At 43.5% G+C, this 19,282-nt stretch carries 17 protein-coding genes; 3 read left to right on the top strand and 14 right to left on the bottom strand.

Annotated features, from left to right (window positions below; translation table 11 throughout):
• Window positions 1-6: 6 nt before the first annotated feature.
• From phnM to C9J12_RS04365, 12 genes are all read right to left on the bottom strand, one after another.
• Window positions 7-1,143, bottom strand: a complete 1,137-nt coding sequence (gene phnM, locus C9J12_RS04420) for an alpha-D-ribose 1-methylphosphonate 5-triphosphate diphosphatase (protein WP_107241602.1) — start codon at window positions 1,141-1,143, stop codon at window positions 7-9.
• A 101-nt stretch (window positions 1,144-1,244) separates the two neighbouring features.
• The gene (gene phnL, locus C9J12_RS04415) at window positions 1,245-1,964 is read right to left on the bottom strand and encodes a phosphonate C-P lyase system protein PhnL (RefSeq protein WP_107241601.1); all 720 of its coding nucleotides are present in this window, start codon (window positions 1,962-1,964) and stop codon (window positions 1,245-1,247) included.
• A 12-nt stretch (window positions 1,965-1,976) separates the two neighbouring features.
• Entirely contained in the window at window positions 1,977-2,810 is an 834-nt protein-coding gene (gene phnK, locus C9J12_RS04410) for a phosphonate C-P lyase system protein PhnK (RefSeq protein ID WP_107241600.1), read from the bottom strand.
• Entirely contained in the window at window positions 2,807-3,709 is a 903-nt protein-coding gene (locus C9J12_RS04405) for an alpha-D-ribose 1-methylphosphonate 5-phosphate C-P-lyase PhnJ (protein WP_107241599.1), read from the bottom strand. Before C9J12_RS04405 ends, phnK begins: the two co-directional genes overlap by 4 nt.
• Entirely contained in the window at window positions 3,710-4,870 is a 1,161-nt protein-coding gene (locus C9J12_RS04400; protein WP_107241598.1) for a carbon-phosphorus lyase complex subunit PhnI, read from the bottom strand.
• Window positions 4,861-5,505: a phosphonate C-P lyase system protein PhnH gene (phnH, locus tag C9J12_RS04395; RefSeq protein ID WP_107241597.1), complete on the bottom strand. Its 645-nt coding sequence runs from the start codon at window positions 5,503-5,505 to the stop codon at window positions 4,861-4,863. The genes C9J12_RS04400 and phnH overlap by 10 nt, the downstream gene beginning before the upstream one ends.
• 39 nt (window positions 5,506-5,544) lie before the next feature.
• The gene (gene phnG / locus C9J12_RS04390; RefSeq protein ID WP_107241596.1) at window positions 5,545-5,994 is read right to left on the bottom strand and encodes a phosphonate C-P lyase system protein PhnG; all 450 of its coding nucleotides are present in this window, start codon (window positions 5,992-5,994) and stop codon (window positions 5,545-5,547) included.
• Entirely contained in the window at window positions 5,995-6,690 is a 696-nt protein-coding gene (gene phnF, locus C9J12_RS04385) for a phosphonate metabolism transcriptional regulator PhnF (protein ID WP_107241595.1), read from the bottom strand.
• A 77-nt stretch (window positions 6,691-6,767) separates the two neighbouring features.
• Window positions 6,768-7,562 carry a phosphonate ABC transporter, permease protein PhnE gene (gene phnE, locus C9J12_RS04380; RefSeq protein ID WP_227876268.1) on the bottom strand — a complete coding sequence of 265 codons (795 nt, stop codon included), beginning with the start codon at window positions 7,560-7,562 and terminating at the stop codon, window positions 6,768-6,770.
• Window positions 7,563-7,624: 62 nt separating this feature from the next.
• Window positions 7,625-8,635, bottom strand: coding sequence for a phosphonate ABC transporter substrate-binding protein (gene phnD, locus C9J12_RS04375; RefSeq protein WP_107241594.1), 1,011 nt, complete (start codon window positions 8,633-8,635; stop codon window positions 7,625-7,627).
• An 87-nt stretch (window positions 8,636-8,722) separates the two neighbouring features.
• Window positions 8,723-9,532, bottom strand: a complete 810-nt coding sequence (gene phnC, locus C9J12_RS04370; RefSeq protein WP_107241593.1) for a phosphonate ABC transporter ATP-binding protein — start codon at window positions 9,530-9,532, stop codon at window positions 8,723-8,725.
• Between the two features lie 286 nt (window positions 9,533-9,818).
• Window positions 9,819-11,630, bottom strand: a complete 1,812-nt coding sequence (locus tag C9J12_RS04365; protein WP_107241592.1) for a sigma-54-dependent Fis family transcriptional regulator — start codon at window positions 11,628-11,630, stop codon at window positions 9,819-9,821.
• A gap of 252 nt (window positions 11,631-11,882) precedes the next feature.
• On the opposite strand from C9J12_RS04365, the gene exaC reads away from it, so the two are divergent.
• Both exaC and C9J12_RS04355 read left to right on the top strand, forming a co-directional pair.
• Window positions 11,883-13,403, top strand: a complete 1,521-nt coding sequence (gene exaC / locus C9J12_RS04360) for an acetaldehyde dehydrogenase ExaC (protein WP_107241591.1) — start codon at window positions 11,883-11,885, stop codon at window positions 13,401-13,403.
• A gap of 173 nt (window positions 13,404-13,576) precedes the next feature.
• The gene (locus C9J12_RS04355) at window positions 13,577-14,521 is read left to right on the top strand and encodes an endonuclease/exonuclease/phosphatase family protein (RefSeq protein ID WP_107241590.1); all 945 of its coding nucleotides are present in this window, start codon (window positions 13,577-13,579) and stop codon (window positions 14,519-14,521) included.
• Between the two features lie 140 nt (window positions 14,522-14,661).
• Here C9J12_RS04355 and C9J12_RS04350 read toward each other — a convergent pair whose 3' ends face one another.
• Together C9J12_RS04350 and C9J12_RS04345 are read right to left on the bottom strand one after the other, a co-directional pair.
• A complete protein-coding gene (locus C9J12_RS04350) occupies window positions 14,662-16,497 on the bottom strand; it encodes a hybrid-cluster NAD(P)-dependent oxidoreductase (RefSeq protein ID WP_107241589.1) in 1,836 nt (611 codons plus the stop codon).
• A gap of 130 nt (window positions 16,498-16,627) precedes the next feature.
• Window positions 16,628-17,395 (bottom strand): TerC family protein, encoded by a 768-nt coding sequence (locus C9J12_RS04345; protein WP_107241588.1) that lies wholly within the window; start codon window positions 17,393-17,395, stop codon window positions 16,628-16,630.
• Window positions 17,396-17,779: 384 nt separating this feature from the next.
• Here C9J12_RS04345 and C9J12_RS04340 point away from each other — a divergent pair, with 384 nt between their 5' ends.
• Complete coding sequence (locus C9J12_RS04340; RefSeq protein ID WP_107241587.1) at window positions 17,780-19,225, top strand: catalase; 1,446 nt, start codon at window positions 17,780-17,782, stop codon at window positions 19,223-19,225.
• Window positions 19,226-19,282: the final 57 nt, after the last annotated feature.

The following is a 19,282-nucleotide window of genomic DNA, read 5'->3' as shown; positions in this document are numbered from 1 at the left end:
GTTTAATTAGAATACAGCTTTCCCTTCACGCCAAACACGCGTCGCATACGTATGGTCGTGACGCTGATGAGCCAACAATAAATCGGCACGTTTTCCTTCCGCGATAACACCGCGATCATCCAATTGCAGGGCCTGTGCCGGATTAATGGTCGCTAATTGGGTCGCCGTTGCCAAGGAATACTCATTACGATCATCGTGTGCAATACGGAAGATGGCATCTAATAAACTACTAGGGTAATAATCAGATGAAAGAATATCTAACACTCCTAGTTGTGCCAGTTCATGGGCAGCAACATTGCCAGAATGAGACCCACCTCGTACCACGTTAGGCGCTCCCATCATCACTTTCAGCCCTAAAGCATGTGACGCTTGTGCCGCTGCAACTGTAGTTGGGAATTCCGCAATCACCATTTCTAGTGCTTTGGATTCTTCAACGTGTGCGACGGTGGCATCATCATGGCTAGCCATCGGAATATTATGCTCGCGACAGTATTGGCAAATAGCTTCACGGTTAGGTGCCGACCATACTTGCGATCGTTCACGCTGTTCAACTTCAAACGTTGCCATTTGTTGGTCGTTAAACTTGTACTTACCTTGATAATAGTCGCGATATTTTTGCACATTTACAAATTGACGCTGACCCGGCGCATGATCCATCAAAGACACCAAATGTACATCAGGCAAATGTGCATAACGCTTAAACATGCCGACTGTAGTCTCGTGCGGTACTTCACAACGTAAATGCAAAAAGTGATCGGCGCGGTTAACACCTCGACGCTGGCTTTCTATTACTGTCTCTATTAACTTATCGAGATTATCGTGCCGTTTGCCACCTTCACGGTAATCACCCAACGCGACGGCATCCAATACCGTGGTGATGCCAGATGAGACTAATTGCGCGTCGTGTGCGCTCATGGCAGAAAACGGCGGCCAATCTACCTTCGGCCGTGGTGTAAAATACTTCTCTAAATTATCGGTATGCAGCTCAATCAACCCGGGCATTAACCAACCATCTTCGCCATCTATCGCTTGGGGTAACTGGCTAACAGTATCTGATAGGGTGCGGATAATACCGCCTTCAATTTCAATCGAGCCTTTTACTGTTTGGTCTTCAAGTACCAAGTTCACGTTGGTAATGATCATTCTGTCATCCTTTATTTCACACCGTTGGCTTATTCATAACGCTTGGCCTATCTTGATTAGGTTTTAAGATCGAATTACGTTTCAAGGCCTAGACAATTGAATTAAGCGCATTGAGATTGCAGTTCCGTTGCCGTATTCACTGGTTGCATGGCATACAAACGATCAGCCACTTTCTCTCGTACATCTTCATCATGAAAAATACCGACGATTGCAGCACCACGTTGTTTGGCTTCATTGATCAAACTGACCACTACCGCACTGTTTTCGGTGTCTAACGACGCTGTTGGTTCATCAAGCAATAACACGGGGTAATCGACAATAAAGCCTCGTGCAATATTCACACGTTGCTGTTCACCACCCGAAAACGTTGCAGGTGCAAGGTGCCAAAGATGTTCAGGTACATTCAAGCGTGCCAGCAATGATGTCGCTTTCACTTTCGCAGCCTTACGACATCCGCCGCGTTCAATCATTGGCTGCATTACTACTTCTAATGCACTAATGCGGGGAATAACACGTAAGAACTGACTCACCCAACCAATGGTGTCACGGCGCACATTCAACACTTCACGCGGTGTGGCTTGTGCCAAGTCGACCCAATGGCCATGGTGCAATATCTCGATGCTGCCTTGATCAACCAGATAGTTACTGTATAAGGCGCGTAACAAGGTCGATTTACCCGAGCCGGAGTGACCATGCAACACCACGCATTCACCTTGCGAAACGGTTAAATTGGCCTGAGTTAACACCGGTAGTGACATGCCATTTTGATTATGCAAAACAAAAGTTTTACTGACATTTGAAACGTTAACCATTGAAGTCATGAGATATCCTTATTAGTTCTGCAACACTGACGATACAAGTAGCTGGGTATACGGATGCTGTGGATCATCCAACACTTGATCGGTCAGCCCAGTTTCGACCACTTCACTGTGTTTCATCACCATTAAACGGTGCGCCAACAAACGCGCAACAGCCAGATCGTGAGTCACAATAATCACTGCCAAATCCAGCTCAGTTACTAACTGACGTAATAGATCCAGTAGCTTTGCCTGCACTGAAACATCCAAGCCCCCCGTCGGCTCATCCATAAAGATTAGCTTCGGGTGCGTGACTAAATTACGGGCGATCTGCAATCGCTGCTGCATACCGCCAGAAAATGTCGTCGGCATGTCATCAATCCGCTCGACCGGAATTTCAACATCGGTTAACCATGTGGCAGATTGCTCGCGGATTTCACTGTAATTACGTTGGCCGACGGCCATTAAACGCTCACCAATATTGCCCCCAGCAGAAACGCGACCACGCAAGCCGTCCATTGGGTGTTGGTGTACAACCCCCCATTCTGTGCGTAGTAAATGACGGCGCTGGCTTTCCGCCATCGCATACAATTCTTCAACCTGCTGGCATTGGGTGTCTGTATCCCCTCGCAGGTATAACACTTCACCGCCATCAGGCTTTAAGCGCCCTGAAATAGCCTGTAGTAAGGTACTCTTGCCTGATCCCGATTCCCCAACAATGCCCAACACTTCACCTGGGTATAAATCAAATGACACTTGCGAAAAACCTTTACCCGGCGCATACAATTTAGTGAGATTTGTCACCGACAATAGTGGCTGTTCATCATCTGAAATGGTGGCAATTAGTGCTTGTTGCGTTGACGTATTCATGCGTTTCCCCCTTGCGATCCACAATAGTCCGTGTCTGAACACACAAACATACGATTACCTTCATCATCGGTGACCACTTCATCCAAAAAGGTATTAGTTGCACCACAAATGCTACAGGGTTCATCCCACTGCTGGATTTCAAAAGGGTGATCCTCAAAATCTAAACTACGTACCTTGGTGAACGGCGGAATGGCATAAATACGTTTCTCACGCCCAGCACCAAACAATTGCAGCGCAGACATGTTGTCCATTTTAGGATTATCGAATTTTGGAATAGGAGAAGGATCCATAATGTAACGATCATTCACACGCACGGGGTAAGCATATGCAGTTGCGATATGGCCAAAGCGCGCAATGTCTTCGTACAGTTTCACATGCATAATGCCGTACTCTTGCAGGGCATGCATTTTTCGGGTTTCGGTTTCACGAGGCTCTATAAAGCGCAGCGGCTCTGGGATCGGCACTTGATAAACGAGGATCTGATCTTTTTTCAGTAATACCTCTGGAATACGGTGACGGGTTTGAATCACTGTCGCATCTACCGTGCGTTCAGTAGTACGGGCATCCGCTACCGTTTTGAAAAACTCGCGGATCGAGACAGCATTAGTAGTGTCATCCGCGCCTTGGTCGATCACTTTTAGGGTATCTGCTTGCCCCAGAATGGCAGCGGTTAGTTGGACCCCACCCGTTCCCCAACCGTACGGCATTGGCATTTCACGGCCACCGAACGGTACTTGGTATCCTGGAATCGCGACCGCTTTTAATAATGAACGGCGAATCATCCGCTTGGTTTGCTCATCCAAATAACCGTAGTTGTAACCTGTATTGTAATCAGTGCAGGAATCGGTATTTGAATCATCACTTTGACATGTTGATGATGCATTAATTACTTGGCTCATTTATTTGCCCTCACTGTCTTGAGTCATGTCGTCATGCTCTTTATGCATCTTGCGCAGTAGCTCTAATTCAGCTTGGAAATCGACGTAATGTGGTAGCTTCAAGTGAGAAACAAAGCCAGCCGCTTCGACATTATCGGCATGTGCTAATACGAACTCTTCATCTTGTGCTGGGCTATCAACCGCTTCGTTAAATTCTGGCGCTTGTAAAGCACGATCTAACAGTGCCATCGACATGGATTTGCGCTCATTGAAACCAAACGTAAGACCATAACCTCGGGTTAATTTAGGTTTCACCGCTTTATCACCGACAAAACCATTAATCATCTGGCATTCCGTCAGTTCAAGGTCACCGATCTCTATTTCAAAGCCTAGTTCTTCAGGAAGAAGTGACAGTGTGACTTGTCCTGAGCGAATCTCGCCAGCAAAGGGATGGTTACGGCCATAGCCACGTTGAGTGGAATACCCTAGCGCCAACAAGAAACCTTCATCACCACGGACTAATTGCTGCAAACGAGCAGAACGATCACACGGGTAATTAACAGGTTCGAGCGTAATATCTTCAGGTATTTGCTGGTTATCTTCTTCCAACAGCATCATGTCGAGTTTTTCTAAGATGCCCAACACTTGTGGGCATACTCCTGCTCCTGCTTCAGCTTCCTTTACTAACGCTGCACCGCTCGCAACCTGTTCTGCAATACGAGCATGAACAGTCTGCGTTGCTGTTTCAGAACTATCTGCAGCGGTTTCATTACCTTCTGCGAGTAATGAAAAATCCAGTAACCTATGGGTGTAATCATACGTTGGGCCTAAAACTTGGCCGCCCGGTAAATCTTTATAGGTGGCTGAAATACGGCGTTCAATACGCATTGCAGAGGTGTTCACTGGTTGCGTTGTTGCTAAGCGGGGTAAAGTAGTACGGTAGGCACGAAGTAAAAAAATCGCTTCTACCAGATCGCCAGCGGCTTGTTTAATCGCAAGAGCGGCCAATTCTTTATCGTAGATCCCTCCTTCAGTCATTACGCGATCGACAGATCCTGCTAATTGTTGACTGATTTGTGCCACAGACAATGCAGGTAATGCTTTATCACCACGGCGTTTATCGGCTTGTAATTGGTGAGCGGCACTGATCGCTTTCTCGCCACCTTTCACTGCTACATACATAGGCTGATCTCCAACAACGTTGAACGAGGAATGGCAATGACATGCTGACCGCTCACAAAAATAAAATCTAATCCCAGTGGAAAACTCGGCAAGTGTTGGCGTTGTAATAACAAGTTCAACAAGTCATCAGGAAGCTGACCTAAATGAATATCTCGAGCTTGCTCAATACCCGGGCCAGTCAATGTAAGCGCTACCCCATTCGATAAACTGTCAGTTTCGACAATCACGGTCGTACTGCGATCAGGGTATTCTTCATTGCCGATACACAGCGGCAGGGTTAGCCACGGTGTTGTTACACTATCTTGATACGACACCGCAGCAAACGCTGCACTGTCTGCAGTTTGCGTAATCTGAGCGCCAATATGAAACGTCAGATTATCTATTACTGCTTTGTCTTGAATGAAACTCGGTGATAACCACAAAGGTGTGGTGTTATCTGCTAGCGTCAACAAGGTTTGGGTGCAGGCACTCATCATGATGCCAAAACCACTGCCCTTTTCATGGTCATTGCTGCGATCATTAATACGATCCAGTTCGACGCATTCGCCAGGCTCTGACATGGCTTTCAATAAACGACGAAAACAAATTTGACTATCGTGCACCGCATCACTAAATGCTGGTGAAATCATATTCATGGGTATTGCCCCTCTCTTTAAATGCACTGAAATTCAGGCTTAATCTTCACCACGAACCAGCGTAAAGAAATCAACTTTGCTGCTCGCCACTTGTTGTTGACGTAACTGCTCTTGCTCCGCTTTTAATGCCGCTAATGGCGTGATCAATTCACGTATTAAGCGCGCTTGGTATTCAGAGGTTTGCATTAAGCCGTCAATGACTGCAGCTAATTCAGCATGCTGTTTATTGCGACCTTGCAAATAGCTGTACCCCATTTCACCGCTATCTAATTTCACAACAGCACGTGTTAGGGTGACATCCCCCATGTTGAACTGCCGCCCGCCTCCTCCCATACGTGCCCTGACTTGGGCTAGACCAATTTCGGCTGGGCGAATCACTTGAAAAACCGGCAACGGTAAATCCAATGTTGCCCACTGTGTTTGAAGGTCAGAAAAAGCCGCTCGAGCTAATACCGACATCCATTTTTTTCTCTGCTGAGAAGCGTCCATTTAATGCTCCATGACTAATTCAATGACATCGGAACGTGTATTCGAGCTGGAATATTCCGCCACAATATTGGTTCCTTTAATGACATTGGTGGTTTTAATTTTTAAAATAGGAATATTGGAATTCATTTGTAATAGCCGACAATCTTCATTCGTCGGCATTTGTGCACGCAATCGTGTATTTTTACGCTGTAATTCAATATTCAATTCTTTATTAATAAACTGATGTAATGAACCGGTTTTAAAATATTTCAATACCGGCCACCACGCAGTATCTGATAAATAATGGTCAATAACAGTACGAGGAATACCGTCTATTTTTCTAAACGTACGAATATGAATAACCTTACTTTCTGCTGGCTTATTTAATCGTTCAGCAATTTTACTATTAGCGACAATAACCCGAGCCTGTAATACCTCACTTCTAGGCAACGAGCCTTGTTCTAACAGGTTTCCTGTAAAGTGTGCCCCTGCATGTAAATAGTAATCATGGGGTTGGCGAAGCACCATGTTGCCTTTCCCTTGATGGCGCTGCACCATGCCTGTCGCCACCAATTCATCAATAGCGCGTCGCACCGTATGTCGGTTCACATTAAAATGCTGTGCAAGTTGTGATTCCGACGGTAAATAATCACCAGCTTGGTATTTATTACGAACGTCATTATCTAATTGCGTGGCAATATCTAAATAAACGGGCATGTTATTCCTTTAACGATTTAACTTATCTAGACATGTAACCGTAAATTTTTTATTTCTTTAGTGCAGGTAAATTAAATTTAAATGAATTTTTTACGAATGATTTGCGATATAAAATCAATAACACTGACCGTCACTATCACAATGCACATAATGGCGGCGGTTTGCTGCATTTGAAAACCTGAAATAGACTGCCAAAGTAATACCCCAATACCACCAGCCCCAACCATACCGACCACTGTGGCTGAACGAATATTAGATTCCAAACGGTATAGTGCATAAGAAATCCACAACGGCATTACCTGTGGAATTACCCCATATAAAATCACTTCTAGCGGATTCGCCCCAGTGGCTTTAATGCCTTCAATCGGACCTGGTTCAATGGCTTCTATTGCTTCTGCAAATAACTTTGCCAACACACCAGTAGTATGGATAAACAACGCCATTACTCCAGCAAAAGGGCCTAATCCAACCACGACGACAAAAAGCATTGCGAATACCATTTCGTTAATCGCGCGAAGCCCATCCATTAAGCGACGCATTGGAAATGTTACCCACATCGGCATCAGATTTTCTGCACTCAAAATGCCGAATGGTACCGCAAGAATAATCGCTAACACCGTGCCCCAAATTCCGACTTGAATTGTGACGATCATTTCACTGATATACAGTTCTAAATCAATAAAATCTGGTGGAAAGAAATCGTTCAGTAGTTGCACCATGTTTTCAGGGTGTTCAAGAAATAGCATCGGTGCCATTTCTGCGCCACGCCATGACCACATCAATACTGACAAAACCACCACTGCCAAAATGGCTTTTTTAAGCGATAATTTAGATTCTGGTATGAATTTTTGCTTTTGCGTTTCCGTATACATGGCTCAATCCTATTTACGGTCAAACAAACGGGTTACTCAGCGAATAACCCGAACACTGATAGTTACCCTTTCACTGCATCAATTTGACGAGATAAGGTATTTAATTCCTGTTGGATTTTAGTGATGCGTTTCTGCTTCTCTTCTTCATCCAAACGCGGGTTATCTTGTGTTTCAATCAAGTTTTTATATGCTTCCATTTGGCGGATAGGTAACAGTTGATTGTTATCTGTTGCAGCAAAACCCGACCACGACAGTCCCTTAAGATTCTTCAACGCTTGTGGATTGCCATCTTTGCCATAACTCAGGAAGAACTCGCGGGTTTTTGTTTTCGTTTCTTCAGGAATATCTTTACGCCATGTCATTACATCGGAAGGGATCAGTTGTGACTGCCAAATCACTTTCAGCTTTTTGTACAGTTCAGGGGTACTCTTCTCGATGCGAATTAGGTTCATAGTGTGGTTGGTCGCCACGTCCACTTGATTATTCGCCACAGCCATTACATTGGCGGCATGGCCAGCAACAACCGTGCGTTTAAAGTCGTGGGCTGAAATATGGTTTTGTGCCAAAGCATAATAGTTTGGAACTAGAAAACCCGACGTAGAATTGGGTTCACCATTACCGAAATTGAGTGATGCACGTTGATCAATCACATCTTGCAAATTATTGATTTTGTCATTCGCGCTGTTGGCCAGTAATACGCTGTAATACCCTTCTAGCCCGTCATCTCCGACATAACGTGCAAACACTTCGGCATTAGCACGATCAACCGCTTCTATTGCTGACTTGTTACCGTAATACGCCATATCAACTTTTTTGAACCGCATCGCTTGAATAATGCCAGCATAATCAGGGGCAAAATACGCTTTCACCGGTACGCCCAAAGCCTCACTTAAATCATCCAGCATGGGTTGCCAACGCTGTCGTAAATTTTGCTGCGCATCCGTGGTAATAATGCCGAAATTAATGGTTTTTATCTCACTCGCGACGGCTTGCTGGCTGAGCAATGCCGACGTGGTAATTGCCGTTGAGCAAACAGCCAATATGGCTAACGCTTTCTTGATTGAACGAAGCATGTTTCCCTTCCCTGTATGGTGTTTATACCAAGCTAAATTGGTATGAAATCGCGTTAAATAATGTCTAATCATCTTTAAGGTCTTGGACTAAAAAGATGGGGCTAACACAGGTTGAATCGCTATAGCTGGTGCGGGTTGCGGTTTTGCACCGTACAGTTCTGCCAATTTCCGTTCACACAGTCCCTCACTAACGCCTTGATAAAAGACCTTGCCATCACGTAATGCCACGATTTGGCTGCAGTATTTCAAGGCATGATCAACCTGATGTAATGTGACAACCACGGGAATACCTTCTTGCTTATTTATATCGGCAAGCAGTTCCATGACAATACGAGAAGACTCCGGATCCAATGATGCGATCGGTTCATCTGCAAAAATGATTTGGGCTTCTTGCATTAATGCTCGCGCAATGGCAACCCGTTGCTGCTGACCGCCAGATAAGGTAGATACACGCTGCTTTGCATACTGCTCCATGCCTACACGCTCTAGCGCTTTCAGTGCTCGTGAACGCTGTTCAGCAGTGAATGTACCTGTTAATGTGCGCCATTTAGCCGTAGAGCTCAGCGCGCCAACCAACACGTTAGTCAGCACACTCAATCGATTCACTAAGTTAAATTGTTGAAAGATATAACCAGCCTGAGCCCGACAAGTGCGTACCTCTTTACTTGGCTTACCTTTTGACTGCACAACCTTTCCCAATACACTGATGCTGGATTGAGGGTTGTTATCACTCACGACTAATCCACTGAGATGACGTAATAACGTCGATTTCCCCGAACCTGATGGCCCTAATAACGCAGTCATTTCACGGTTATTGATATCCAGATTAATCCCGTCTAGCGCTTTCTTTCCGCCGAACGTTTTGTTTACATGTCGAATTGCAATGATGTTGTCCATGTCCCTGACCTCAAGTCTGATTCGAGACCTACAGTGCAGGGCAAAGATGAATGTTTTATTGATGAAATATGTCAGGCAGGTGACGAGAAGATTGTGTGGGGCGGTTGTTGATACTGATTAAACTGTTGATATAAGAAAATAAACAAGAGTAATAGTCAGAGTTAATGTTCACTTGTCTAGATAAGAGGGTAATGAAAGGTTCATGGAAAAAAGCAGCGACTTTGCGACGGTATATCAATATTTATTCGTTAATGAACAGCAGGTGCTGTTCATTAACAATAGAGGATCACATTATTCCCAGCTTTTTTAATTTTCGATACAAGGTATTACGGCTAATACTGAGCATTCGCGATGTTTTGCTGATATTACCTTGATTAGCATGGTAGGTTTCAAGCAATACATCATCGACTGTGCTTTTCAAATCTTTCGTTACAGCCGTTTTCGATAAGCTTTGATGCATGTTTGATACTAGCTGTGTAACAATATTATTGGGGAAGTGAGCGATGGTCAGTTGATCCGCATCATCTGATAATAGGGATGCCACACGCAGCATATTGTCGAGTTCTCGAATATTACCCGGCCATGAATATTCCGTTAACAGTCGTATTAAGTGTGAACATATACTTTGATTATTTTCAGCGTGTTTTGCGTGAATATTTATAATTAATTCCGCTTTGTCTTGTCTTTCACGTAGCGGTGGCAATGTAACAATTAAACCATTCAATCGATAATATAAATCCTGACGAAATTCTCCCAATTCAACAAGCTGTGCAAGGTTTTTATGGGTTGCCGCAACAATTTGAATATCGACTTGATATGCTTCATTCGAGCCGACTGGTACCACTTCTTTTTCTTGCAATACATGCAACAAACGACACTGGGCAGACAATGGCATATCTGCGATTTCATCTAAGAATAAAATCCCCTTATGGGCCTGACGCACTTTACCCTGATACCCCTCTTTACTGGCACCAGTAAACGCCCCTGGCGCATAACCAAACAATTCAGATTCAATCAAATCTTGTGGCAAAGCACCGCAATTTACCGCAACTAAAGGATGTTGATTACGCGAACTGTATTGATGGAGCTGTTTAATGAATTCGCCTTTGCCGACCCCTGTTTCACCCAATATCAGCAGCGTCACATCCTTATTAATTAACTTACACGCTTGCTGCCAAGCTTGTTCAATTACGTCATCTCCCATGTGTAACGGGCAAGACGGAGAATATATAACAGAGCGGGGATTTTTTACTGGTTGGATCGACTGACAACGAAAGACCAAGTCGTTACTTTTATTATTCGCGGCTTGTGCCGAAGTAAAAGAAGATTGGGCAGCCTCAATAATATGATCAATGTTACAGCCTAGAATGGTCGATTCTAATAAAGATTCAGACAATAGCCGTGCAGCCACTGCATTATGCGCAACAATATGACCACTTTGATTCGCAATCACGATACCCTGCCACCCACTATTGAGTAAATGTTGATCAAACGCCAAATCGACACGGTACTTACCTTCCGGCACTTGGCAAAGTAAGCTGTTTTCAATAGCTTGCACCATATTTTGAATCAATAATTGCGTTTGTTGCGAGTGAATTTGTTGTTCACTTGTTATATCGAGTACACCTTGTAACTCGCCGTCTGGTGTACAGATTGGACTAGCAGAGCAACTGATAAAACGGTGTTTACGAATAAAATGTTGATCGCCAATCACAGCAACAAAGCGCTTTTCTGCCAATGCAGTGCCTATCGCATTCGTCCCTTTTAGGCTCTCTTGCCAACACACGCCCGATTCTAACGCGATGCCTGTTAGCTGATGTTCAAATCGCGATTGTCCCCACGAGCCAATAATCACCCCTTCAGTATCTGTTAGTAGCAAGCGACTGTTTGTGCCTGCGAACATCTGGTTAAACAATGGCACAGCCAACTGTTCAACCGTTTTGATCAGCACATTGGCAATATGTTGTCGCTGCTCTAGTTGGGTTTTATCTAGGCGCACATGCTCCGGCTGATGCTGCTCATCTAGACCAGCTTGCTGACTTCGGTGCCAAGATTGCGATAACCAATCTTCTTGCTGAGTGTGAGGTAACGAATCCATAGGGTAACTGTTCCATTTTGTAACAGTGCGGGTGTGCCATTTAGAGACAGTTGAACACTTTGCCTCTGTGCTTTCTTGTCACCCTGCCTGTTATTTTCAAATGATAATTTTTTGTTAATCATAGCGTTACATTTCATTAACAACAAGAATTCAAAGTTGGCTCACTGCTTGCGTTATATAACTCGAAGAAAAACAAATAACTACATGCATCACTAATTATTTTTTTGTATAAACGCTAAGAAGGAACGACCAATGATTTATGCTCAACCAGGAACAGACAACGCAGTTATCACGTTCAAATCACATTACGATAACTATATTGGCGGCGAGTGGGTAAAACCTGTCAGCGGTGAATATTTCGATAATATCTCACCTGTAAATGGTCAAATGTATTGTCAGGTTGCGCGTTCAACTGAAGCGGATATCAATTTAGCCTTAGACGCTGCGCATAATATTCGCGCAACATGGGCAGCAACAAGTGTCACAGAACGCTCAAATATATTATTAAAGATTGCCGATCGTATTGAACAAAACCTCGAATACTTAGCCGTTGCTGAAACATGGGAAAACGGCAAGCCCGTACGTGAAACATTGGCCGCCGATCTACCTTTAATTGTTGATCACTTCCGCTACTTTGCGGGTTGTATTCGAGCACAAGAAGGTTCTGCAGCAGAGTTAGACCAAAATACCGCGAGCTATCATTTCCCTGAACCCGTCGGCGTAGTTGGTCAGATCATTCCTTGGAATTTCCCAATGCTAATGGCGGCATGGAAATTAGCCCCAGCACTGGCAGCAGGCTGCTGTGTTGTTCTAAAGCCAGCAGAACAAACACCAACCTCAATTTTAGTATTAATGGAATTAGTGGGCGACCTTCTTCCACCAGGCGTACTTAACGTGGTGAATGGCTACGGCAGCGAAGCAGGCCAAGCGTTAGCCACCAGTAACAGAGTTGCCAAACTGGCCTTCACGGGGTCTACGGATGTGGGCCATCATATCCTTAAATGTGCCGCCGAAAGTTTAATTCCTTCAACCGTCGAGCTAGGGGGTAAGTCACCTAATATCTTTTTTGCTGACATCTTTGATCATGAAGACGCCTACCTCGATAAATGTATCGAGGGGATGCTGTTAGCCTTCTTTAATCAAGGTGAAGTTTGTACTTGTCCATCACGAGTCTTAATCCATGAATCTGTTTATGACAAATTCATTGCTAAAGTGATAGAACGTGCAGCAGTGATCCAACAAGGCAACCCATTAGATACCGACACCCAAGTTGGCGCACAAGCCTCGCAAGAGCAATTCGATAAGATTCTTAGCTACTTAGACATTGGCCGTGCTGAAGGCGCACAAGTACTCATAGGTGGGCAAGCGGCTACGTTAAACGACGACCTGGATAATGGTTTCTACATTCAACCGACGATGCTAAAAGGTCATAACAAGATGCGTGTATTCCAAGAGGAAATCTTTGGACCCGTTATCGCCATCACGACATTCAAAGACGAGGCTGAAGCATTAGAAATTGCCAATGATACAGAATATGGATTAGGTGCTGGCGTATGGACACGAGATGCAAACCTTGCTTACCGTATGGGTCGTAATATCGAAGCGGGTCGTATTTGGGTTAACTGTTATCACGCTTACCCAGCCCACGCTGCATTTGGGGGCTACAAGAAATCCGGTATCGGACGTGAAACTCATAAGATGATGCTCGACCATTATCAGAATACTAAAAATCTCTTAGTCAGCTATGATATTAACCCATTGGGTTTCTTTTAGCTGTATAAGACATTCTGCTAAAAAATCATAATGCGATAAAGGGATGGCGTTGTAAGCAATCATTAATGCAGGTCATCCCTTTTTCATTCAAAAAATCCCACTATTCATTATGCAAAGTGGCGTAATTCCTGCTTTACTTTTTGACCACTCATGGAGATTTAGGTTATTTCCGGATGAAAAAGCTGTCATTACGATCGATATTCATCTTAACCATGCCAACACTGGTTTGGGTTGTCGGGTTACTATTTTCGAATATCTGGTGGCAGGAAAATATATTATCGGTTACTGCAATACCGTTTTTATTTTATTGTCTGGCGCTTATTTTTACGCTCTTTTTGCGTAATACTTTGCAATTTACTTTCGGTCTACCTTTTATATTCCTTTGGGGTTATATACACCCTTTAGATAATTCAAAATCTCTTAGTCAGTGCCCTCAAACATTAAAAGTCTTTCAGTACAATTTGCGTTATGAGAACCCAAGCCTTGATCCTCTTTTTTATTACTTACAACAATACCCTCAGCATTTATTAGTGTTCCAAGAAACAACACCTGAACATGGCAGCATGCTAAAAGAGGCACTCAAAACCCAATATCCATATCAATTTGGCGGACAACCAAGAGTTGGTTACCCAAGCGGGCAACTTGTACTTAGTCAGTACCCTTTGTTTAATATGAAAACAATCGCGACTCAAGCTGGTCACCAAATCATTCATGGTATTTGGCACCCTCCAACACACGACCCGATTGAGCTGTATACAGCGCACCCGCCTTCGCCGCGCAGTGAACAATTATGGACTGAACGTAACGCCTTACTGAAAACCTTGAACCATTTAGTTGAAGATTATATTGGTACCGATAATGCCTCGCCTGCTCAGATTATTGTTGGAGATTTTAATTTATCTTCAACTAGCGAACGCTATCAAACCCTATTTGGTGGCTTTAATAGTCAACCTGTCTCAAGTTGGCCGAATTGGTCTGGTTTACGGCAATATTTAACCATCTCGATTGATCATCTTTGGACACATTACCCATTAGAAATATGTGAACGGGAAGCATTAATGAATATGGAGGGCTCTGATCATCGCCCCATAGTGACTTACCTAACGATGCAGAAGTGAACAGTCCCAGTAACGCATCAATTCAATACGCTATCGCAGAATAATTAACTCGGGAATAAGCAGCAGCATACAACAAAAAAGACCGATGTTTGAAGTTACATCGGTCTTTCTTATTTATAGTTTTACCGCAGCAAACAGGGTTAACTTACAAGTTCAATATCCGTTTTAGGGATGCAACAACAAGCAAGTACTTTACCCTCTTCCTTTTCGCCAGAAAACAATGCAGGTACATCCGGTTGTTCAACCTCACCGCTTGCTAATGTTACTTTACAAGCACCGCATAATCCCGCACGACAACTGTTCGCCATCTTCAAGCCTGCATTTTCTGCTTGCTCTAGTACTGTTTGCTGGTTGTTGCCTTCAAATATATTACCATCAATACTGATCGTGACGCTTTTCTCTTCACCAGTTTCGATTTGAATCGGTCCAAATGCTTCTTGGTGATACTGTGACTCAGGCAGTGCTTTTGCAAGGAGTAATGATTTAGCTTCTTTCATAAACGCATCAGGACCACACACGAATACTTGTCGTTCAGCAAGTGTAGGAATATGACTTAATAACTCAGCTGATAAACGCCCCGATAACCCTTTCCAAGCTTTATCTTCACGACTTAATACAACATGAACGGTTAAATGAGGATGTGCTTCTTGAAGTAATTCAAGCTCATCTAAACATGGGATATCGTTTTGAGTACTGCACTGATGATAGAACACGACATCATGCACTTGATTATGATCGGCTAAATAACGCAACATCGATAGCATTGGCGTAATGCCACTGCCTGCTGAAAGCAAAAGTAATTTGTCAGCATGCGCACCTAGATAAAATGTACCATCTGGTTTTTCAGCCACCAGCGTATCTCCCACGGCTAAATGATCATGCAGCCAATTCGATACGCGTCCATCATCTACACGTTTTACTGAAATAGCATAACGACCAGGACGAGAAGGGCTAGATGACAATGTATAGCGCCGTGAAATGTACTCACCATTTATTTCTAGTTGCAACGGTAAATGCTGACCCGGTTGATAAGTCGGTAATGTTTGTTCTTTTGTCGGTTCCAACCAAAATGTACAGAAGTCTTGCGCAATGTCTTCACGTTCAACGCAGGTTAACGTTAAGTTCAACTCACTGTTGTCGGCATACACTTCTTTCGGCTTAGTCTCGAGCACTTCGATGATGTCACCCGCTTTAATTTCGCCTTCATTTAGTGCAACCAAATTCTGGCCGAAATACACATCACCAGATGCATCAGCACGAAACTTAGACATAGTAGCTAGCGGTTCTTTCAATGCATTAAACTCAGCTGTTTTAGGGTTCACGGTGGTTAAAATACAACGTGAACATGGCTTAACGGATAAGAACTCAACCTCGCCAATACGAATGCGTTTCCAACTATCTTCTGCAAATGCTTCTGTGCCTGAAACAACAAGATTTGTGCGGAACTGATCCATTGTGCTTCGCTGACTACTGCGAGCATTCAACGCATCCAATGACGCTTCACTAATTACCAGCAAAGGGAAACCATCGGCAAAGCTAACATTCTGATTAATCTTCGGGCGAAGACGATTTGATTGCTCGCCCGTATACAATAACTGTACTTCTTGACCTAACAGTAAAGAAAACCAAGTATCAGCTTTAATAGTTGTGGTATACGCACTAAATTCGTCGCCCCACACTTCAGCATTAGTGTCTTCCATTAAGAAATCAGCATATTTCAATATCAACGGCATACGACCCGGATAGCTCAGTGTTATACCGTGAGATTGTATTGTCGCCATCACTTTTACCATCTCAGGGTGTTTTCTTGCCGTGATCATACTGCCGTCTTTTTTAGCTACCATGAAGCGACGATCAAAACTGATCCCTTGTTTCTCAACCCATACTTGCGACTGGCTAAGACCCGCAATAGATTTAACGGGAAAGACATTAATTTGCGAAAGGGTTGGAGACGTTAACAATGTTGGCTTACTCACGAGGCTATCCTTAATGCGAATATGTTTAAACGGCTTACTGGCATAGTATCAATTATGTATAAGAATAAAACCTATAAAAAAGGCAGAGCCAATGCTCTGCCTTATTAACGATACTACACAAAAGTTACGATTAGTTTGCGGCTTTAATTGCCCAACCGACACGCTTTGGATAAACACGTTTAATTAACGGTTTGTTTTTTTTCTTTAGCAAGATGTGGCAACCTTCCATTACCAAACCAAATGCCATCGCAAAATAGACATACCCTTTGTTCACATGTATAGCGAAACCTTCTGCCATCAACAAGCCACCCAATAGCACTAAGAATAATAATGCTAGCGTTTTAAATCCAGGGTAACGCATTACGCAATCGTTGATTTTCTCTGCACACATCACCATTACACACGCCGAAGCGAGAATAGCAGCAACCATTAACGGTACTTCATCTGTCATACCTACAGCAGTAATAACGGAGTCCATAGAAAATACAGCATCGACCGCAACAATCTGCAGCAACACAAGTGCAATACCTGCTCTTACTGTGCTTGCGTTATGGTGTTCATCATGTGTTAACCACATCCATAACTCTTTTAAGCTTTTCGCTAATAAGAATCCACCACCCGCAATCATTATTAAATCACGACCAGTAAAGGCGTAGTTCATCAAGGTCACTAATGGTGCTGTTAATGACATTACCCAGCTTATCGAGAAAACAAGACCAATACGCGCAATAACAGCCAGTGCGATACCAAGGTTTCGCGCCATTTTACGCTGATGTTCAGGTAAACGTTCACACAGTACAGAAATGAAAACAACGTTATCAACACCCAATACCACTTCAAGGGCAAATAGGGTCGCAAAGATAATTAATGCTTCAGGTTGAAGGAAAAGTTCTAGCATGTTGCATACTCCTGAGTGACGGAGTAAGTAGGGGTTGAGCGACTTGAGGGGTCGTCCATATGTCTTTGGTGCCTCTTGTTAGAATGAGGCCGTAGTTAGCCATTACGCCTTAATTCGCGCAATGCGATATTTGTAAGAATTTGTAACAGAGCGATACATGACGTAAAAAACAAGACAATAAACATCAAAAAAATCATGTTTCAATTGGCGATAAACACATACAACAAGCCAGAAAACACCACGAAAAAAGTGGCAATATTTAGAATAAAGTACCGACACCTATAACAATAGATAATACCTATCATAACGATAAATTCTATCGTTTGTACTTATCACGGTAACAACCCTATTATTATTTCACAGCAAAATTGTGGAGTAAGTGACATGACTAAATCAACCTTAACACAAGCAAATGGTACACCTGTTGTTGATAACGATAATAGCTTAACGGCAGGTCCTAGCGGTCCTATTTTACTTCAAGATACATGGTTACTTGAAAAGCTGGCGCATTTCGATCGTGAGCGTATTCCAGAGCGTGTTGTACATGCAAAAGGTTCTGCGGCGTTCGGTACATTTACAGTCACTCACGATATCTCAGCGCTAACCAAAGCAAATCTATTCTCTAAAGTAGGCAAAGAAACTGACGTACTGCTACGTTTCTCTACTGTCGCTGGTGAAAAAGGCGCAGCGGATGCTGAACGTGATGTTCGCGGTTTCGCCCTAAAATTCTACACCGATGAAGGCAATTGGGATTTAGTCGGTAATAATACTCCAGTGTTCTTTATCCGCGATCCATTGAAATTCCCTGATTTCATTCACACCCAAAAGCGCAACCCTATCACCAACCTACGTAGTGCAACGGCGGCATGGGATTTCTGGTCGCGTCACCCTGAATCACTGCACCAAGTAACTATTCTATTCAGTGACCGTGGTATTCCTACTGATTACCGCCACATAAACGGTTACGGTAGCCATACATACAGCTTCATCAACAGCAATAATGAGCGTTCTTGGGTTAAGTTCCATTTCAAAACGCAGCAAGGTCATAAGCATTATACCGATGAAGAAGCTGTGAATGTTGTTGGTAAAAGTCGTGAATCTTCACAAGTTGACCTCTTTATGAATATTGAAGAAGGCAACTTCCCACGTTGGGATGTAAAAGTGCAGATAATGACAGAGCAACAAGCACAAGAAGTCTCTTTCCATCCGTTCGACTTAACAAAAGTATGGCCTCATGGTGAATTTCCACTTATCGATGTAGGTGTATTAGAGCTAAACCGTAACCCAGAGAACTATTTTGCAGAGGTAGAACAAGCAGCATTTACCCCAGCAAATATTGTGTCTGGTATCGGTTTCTCACCAGACCGCATGTTACAGGGTCGCTTGTTCTCTTACGGTGATACGCAGCGCTATCGTTTAGGTGTTAACCATGGTCAACTACCTGTTAATAAACCTAAAAGCCCTGTACACACAACACACCGCGACGGCTCAATGCGTGGCGATGATAATGGCGGTAAAGAACCTAACTACGCGCCAAACCATTACAACGCTTATGTACCAACACACGAACAAGAGCCTGCGCTAGCACTTGAAAAAGCGGCATTGCATTATGATTTCCGTAAATATGATGAAGATTACTACACCCAACCGGGTAATCTATATCGCATCATGGACGCAGAGCAACAACAACGCTTTATCCAAAATTTGATAGCCTCGTTAAGTGAGGTGGATTGTGAGCAGATTAAACGCAATCAAATCTATCACTTCTATCAAGCTGATAAATCATTAGGTAAAGCATTAGCGGAAGGTTTAGGTGTTTCAATTGGTTAAGCAGCATAAACCAATGTTCACATAACAATCCTTTATTACGAATAAATGAAAACACAA

This window comes from Photobacterium frigidiphilum (genome assembly GCF_003025615.1).
GTDB lineage: Bacteria > Pseudomonadota > Gammaproteobacteria > Enterobacterales > Vibrionaceae > Photobacterium > Photobacterium frigidiphilum.
Note: the sequence above shows the minus strand (reverse complement) of the source record. Positions and strands in the feature narration are given on the sequence as shown.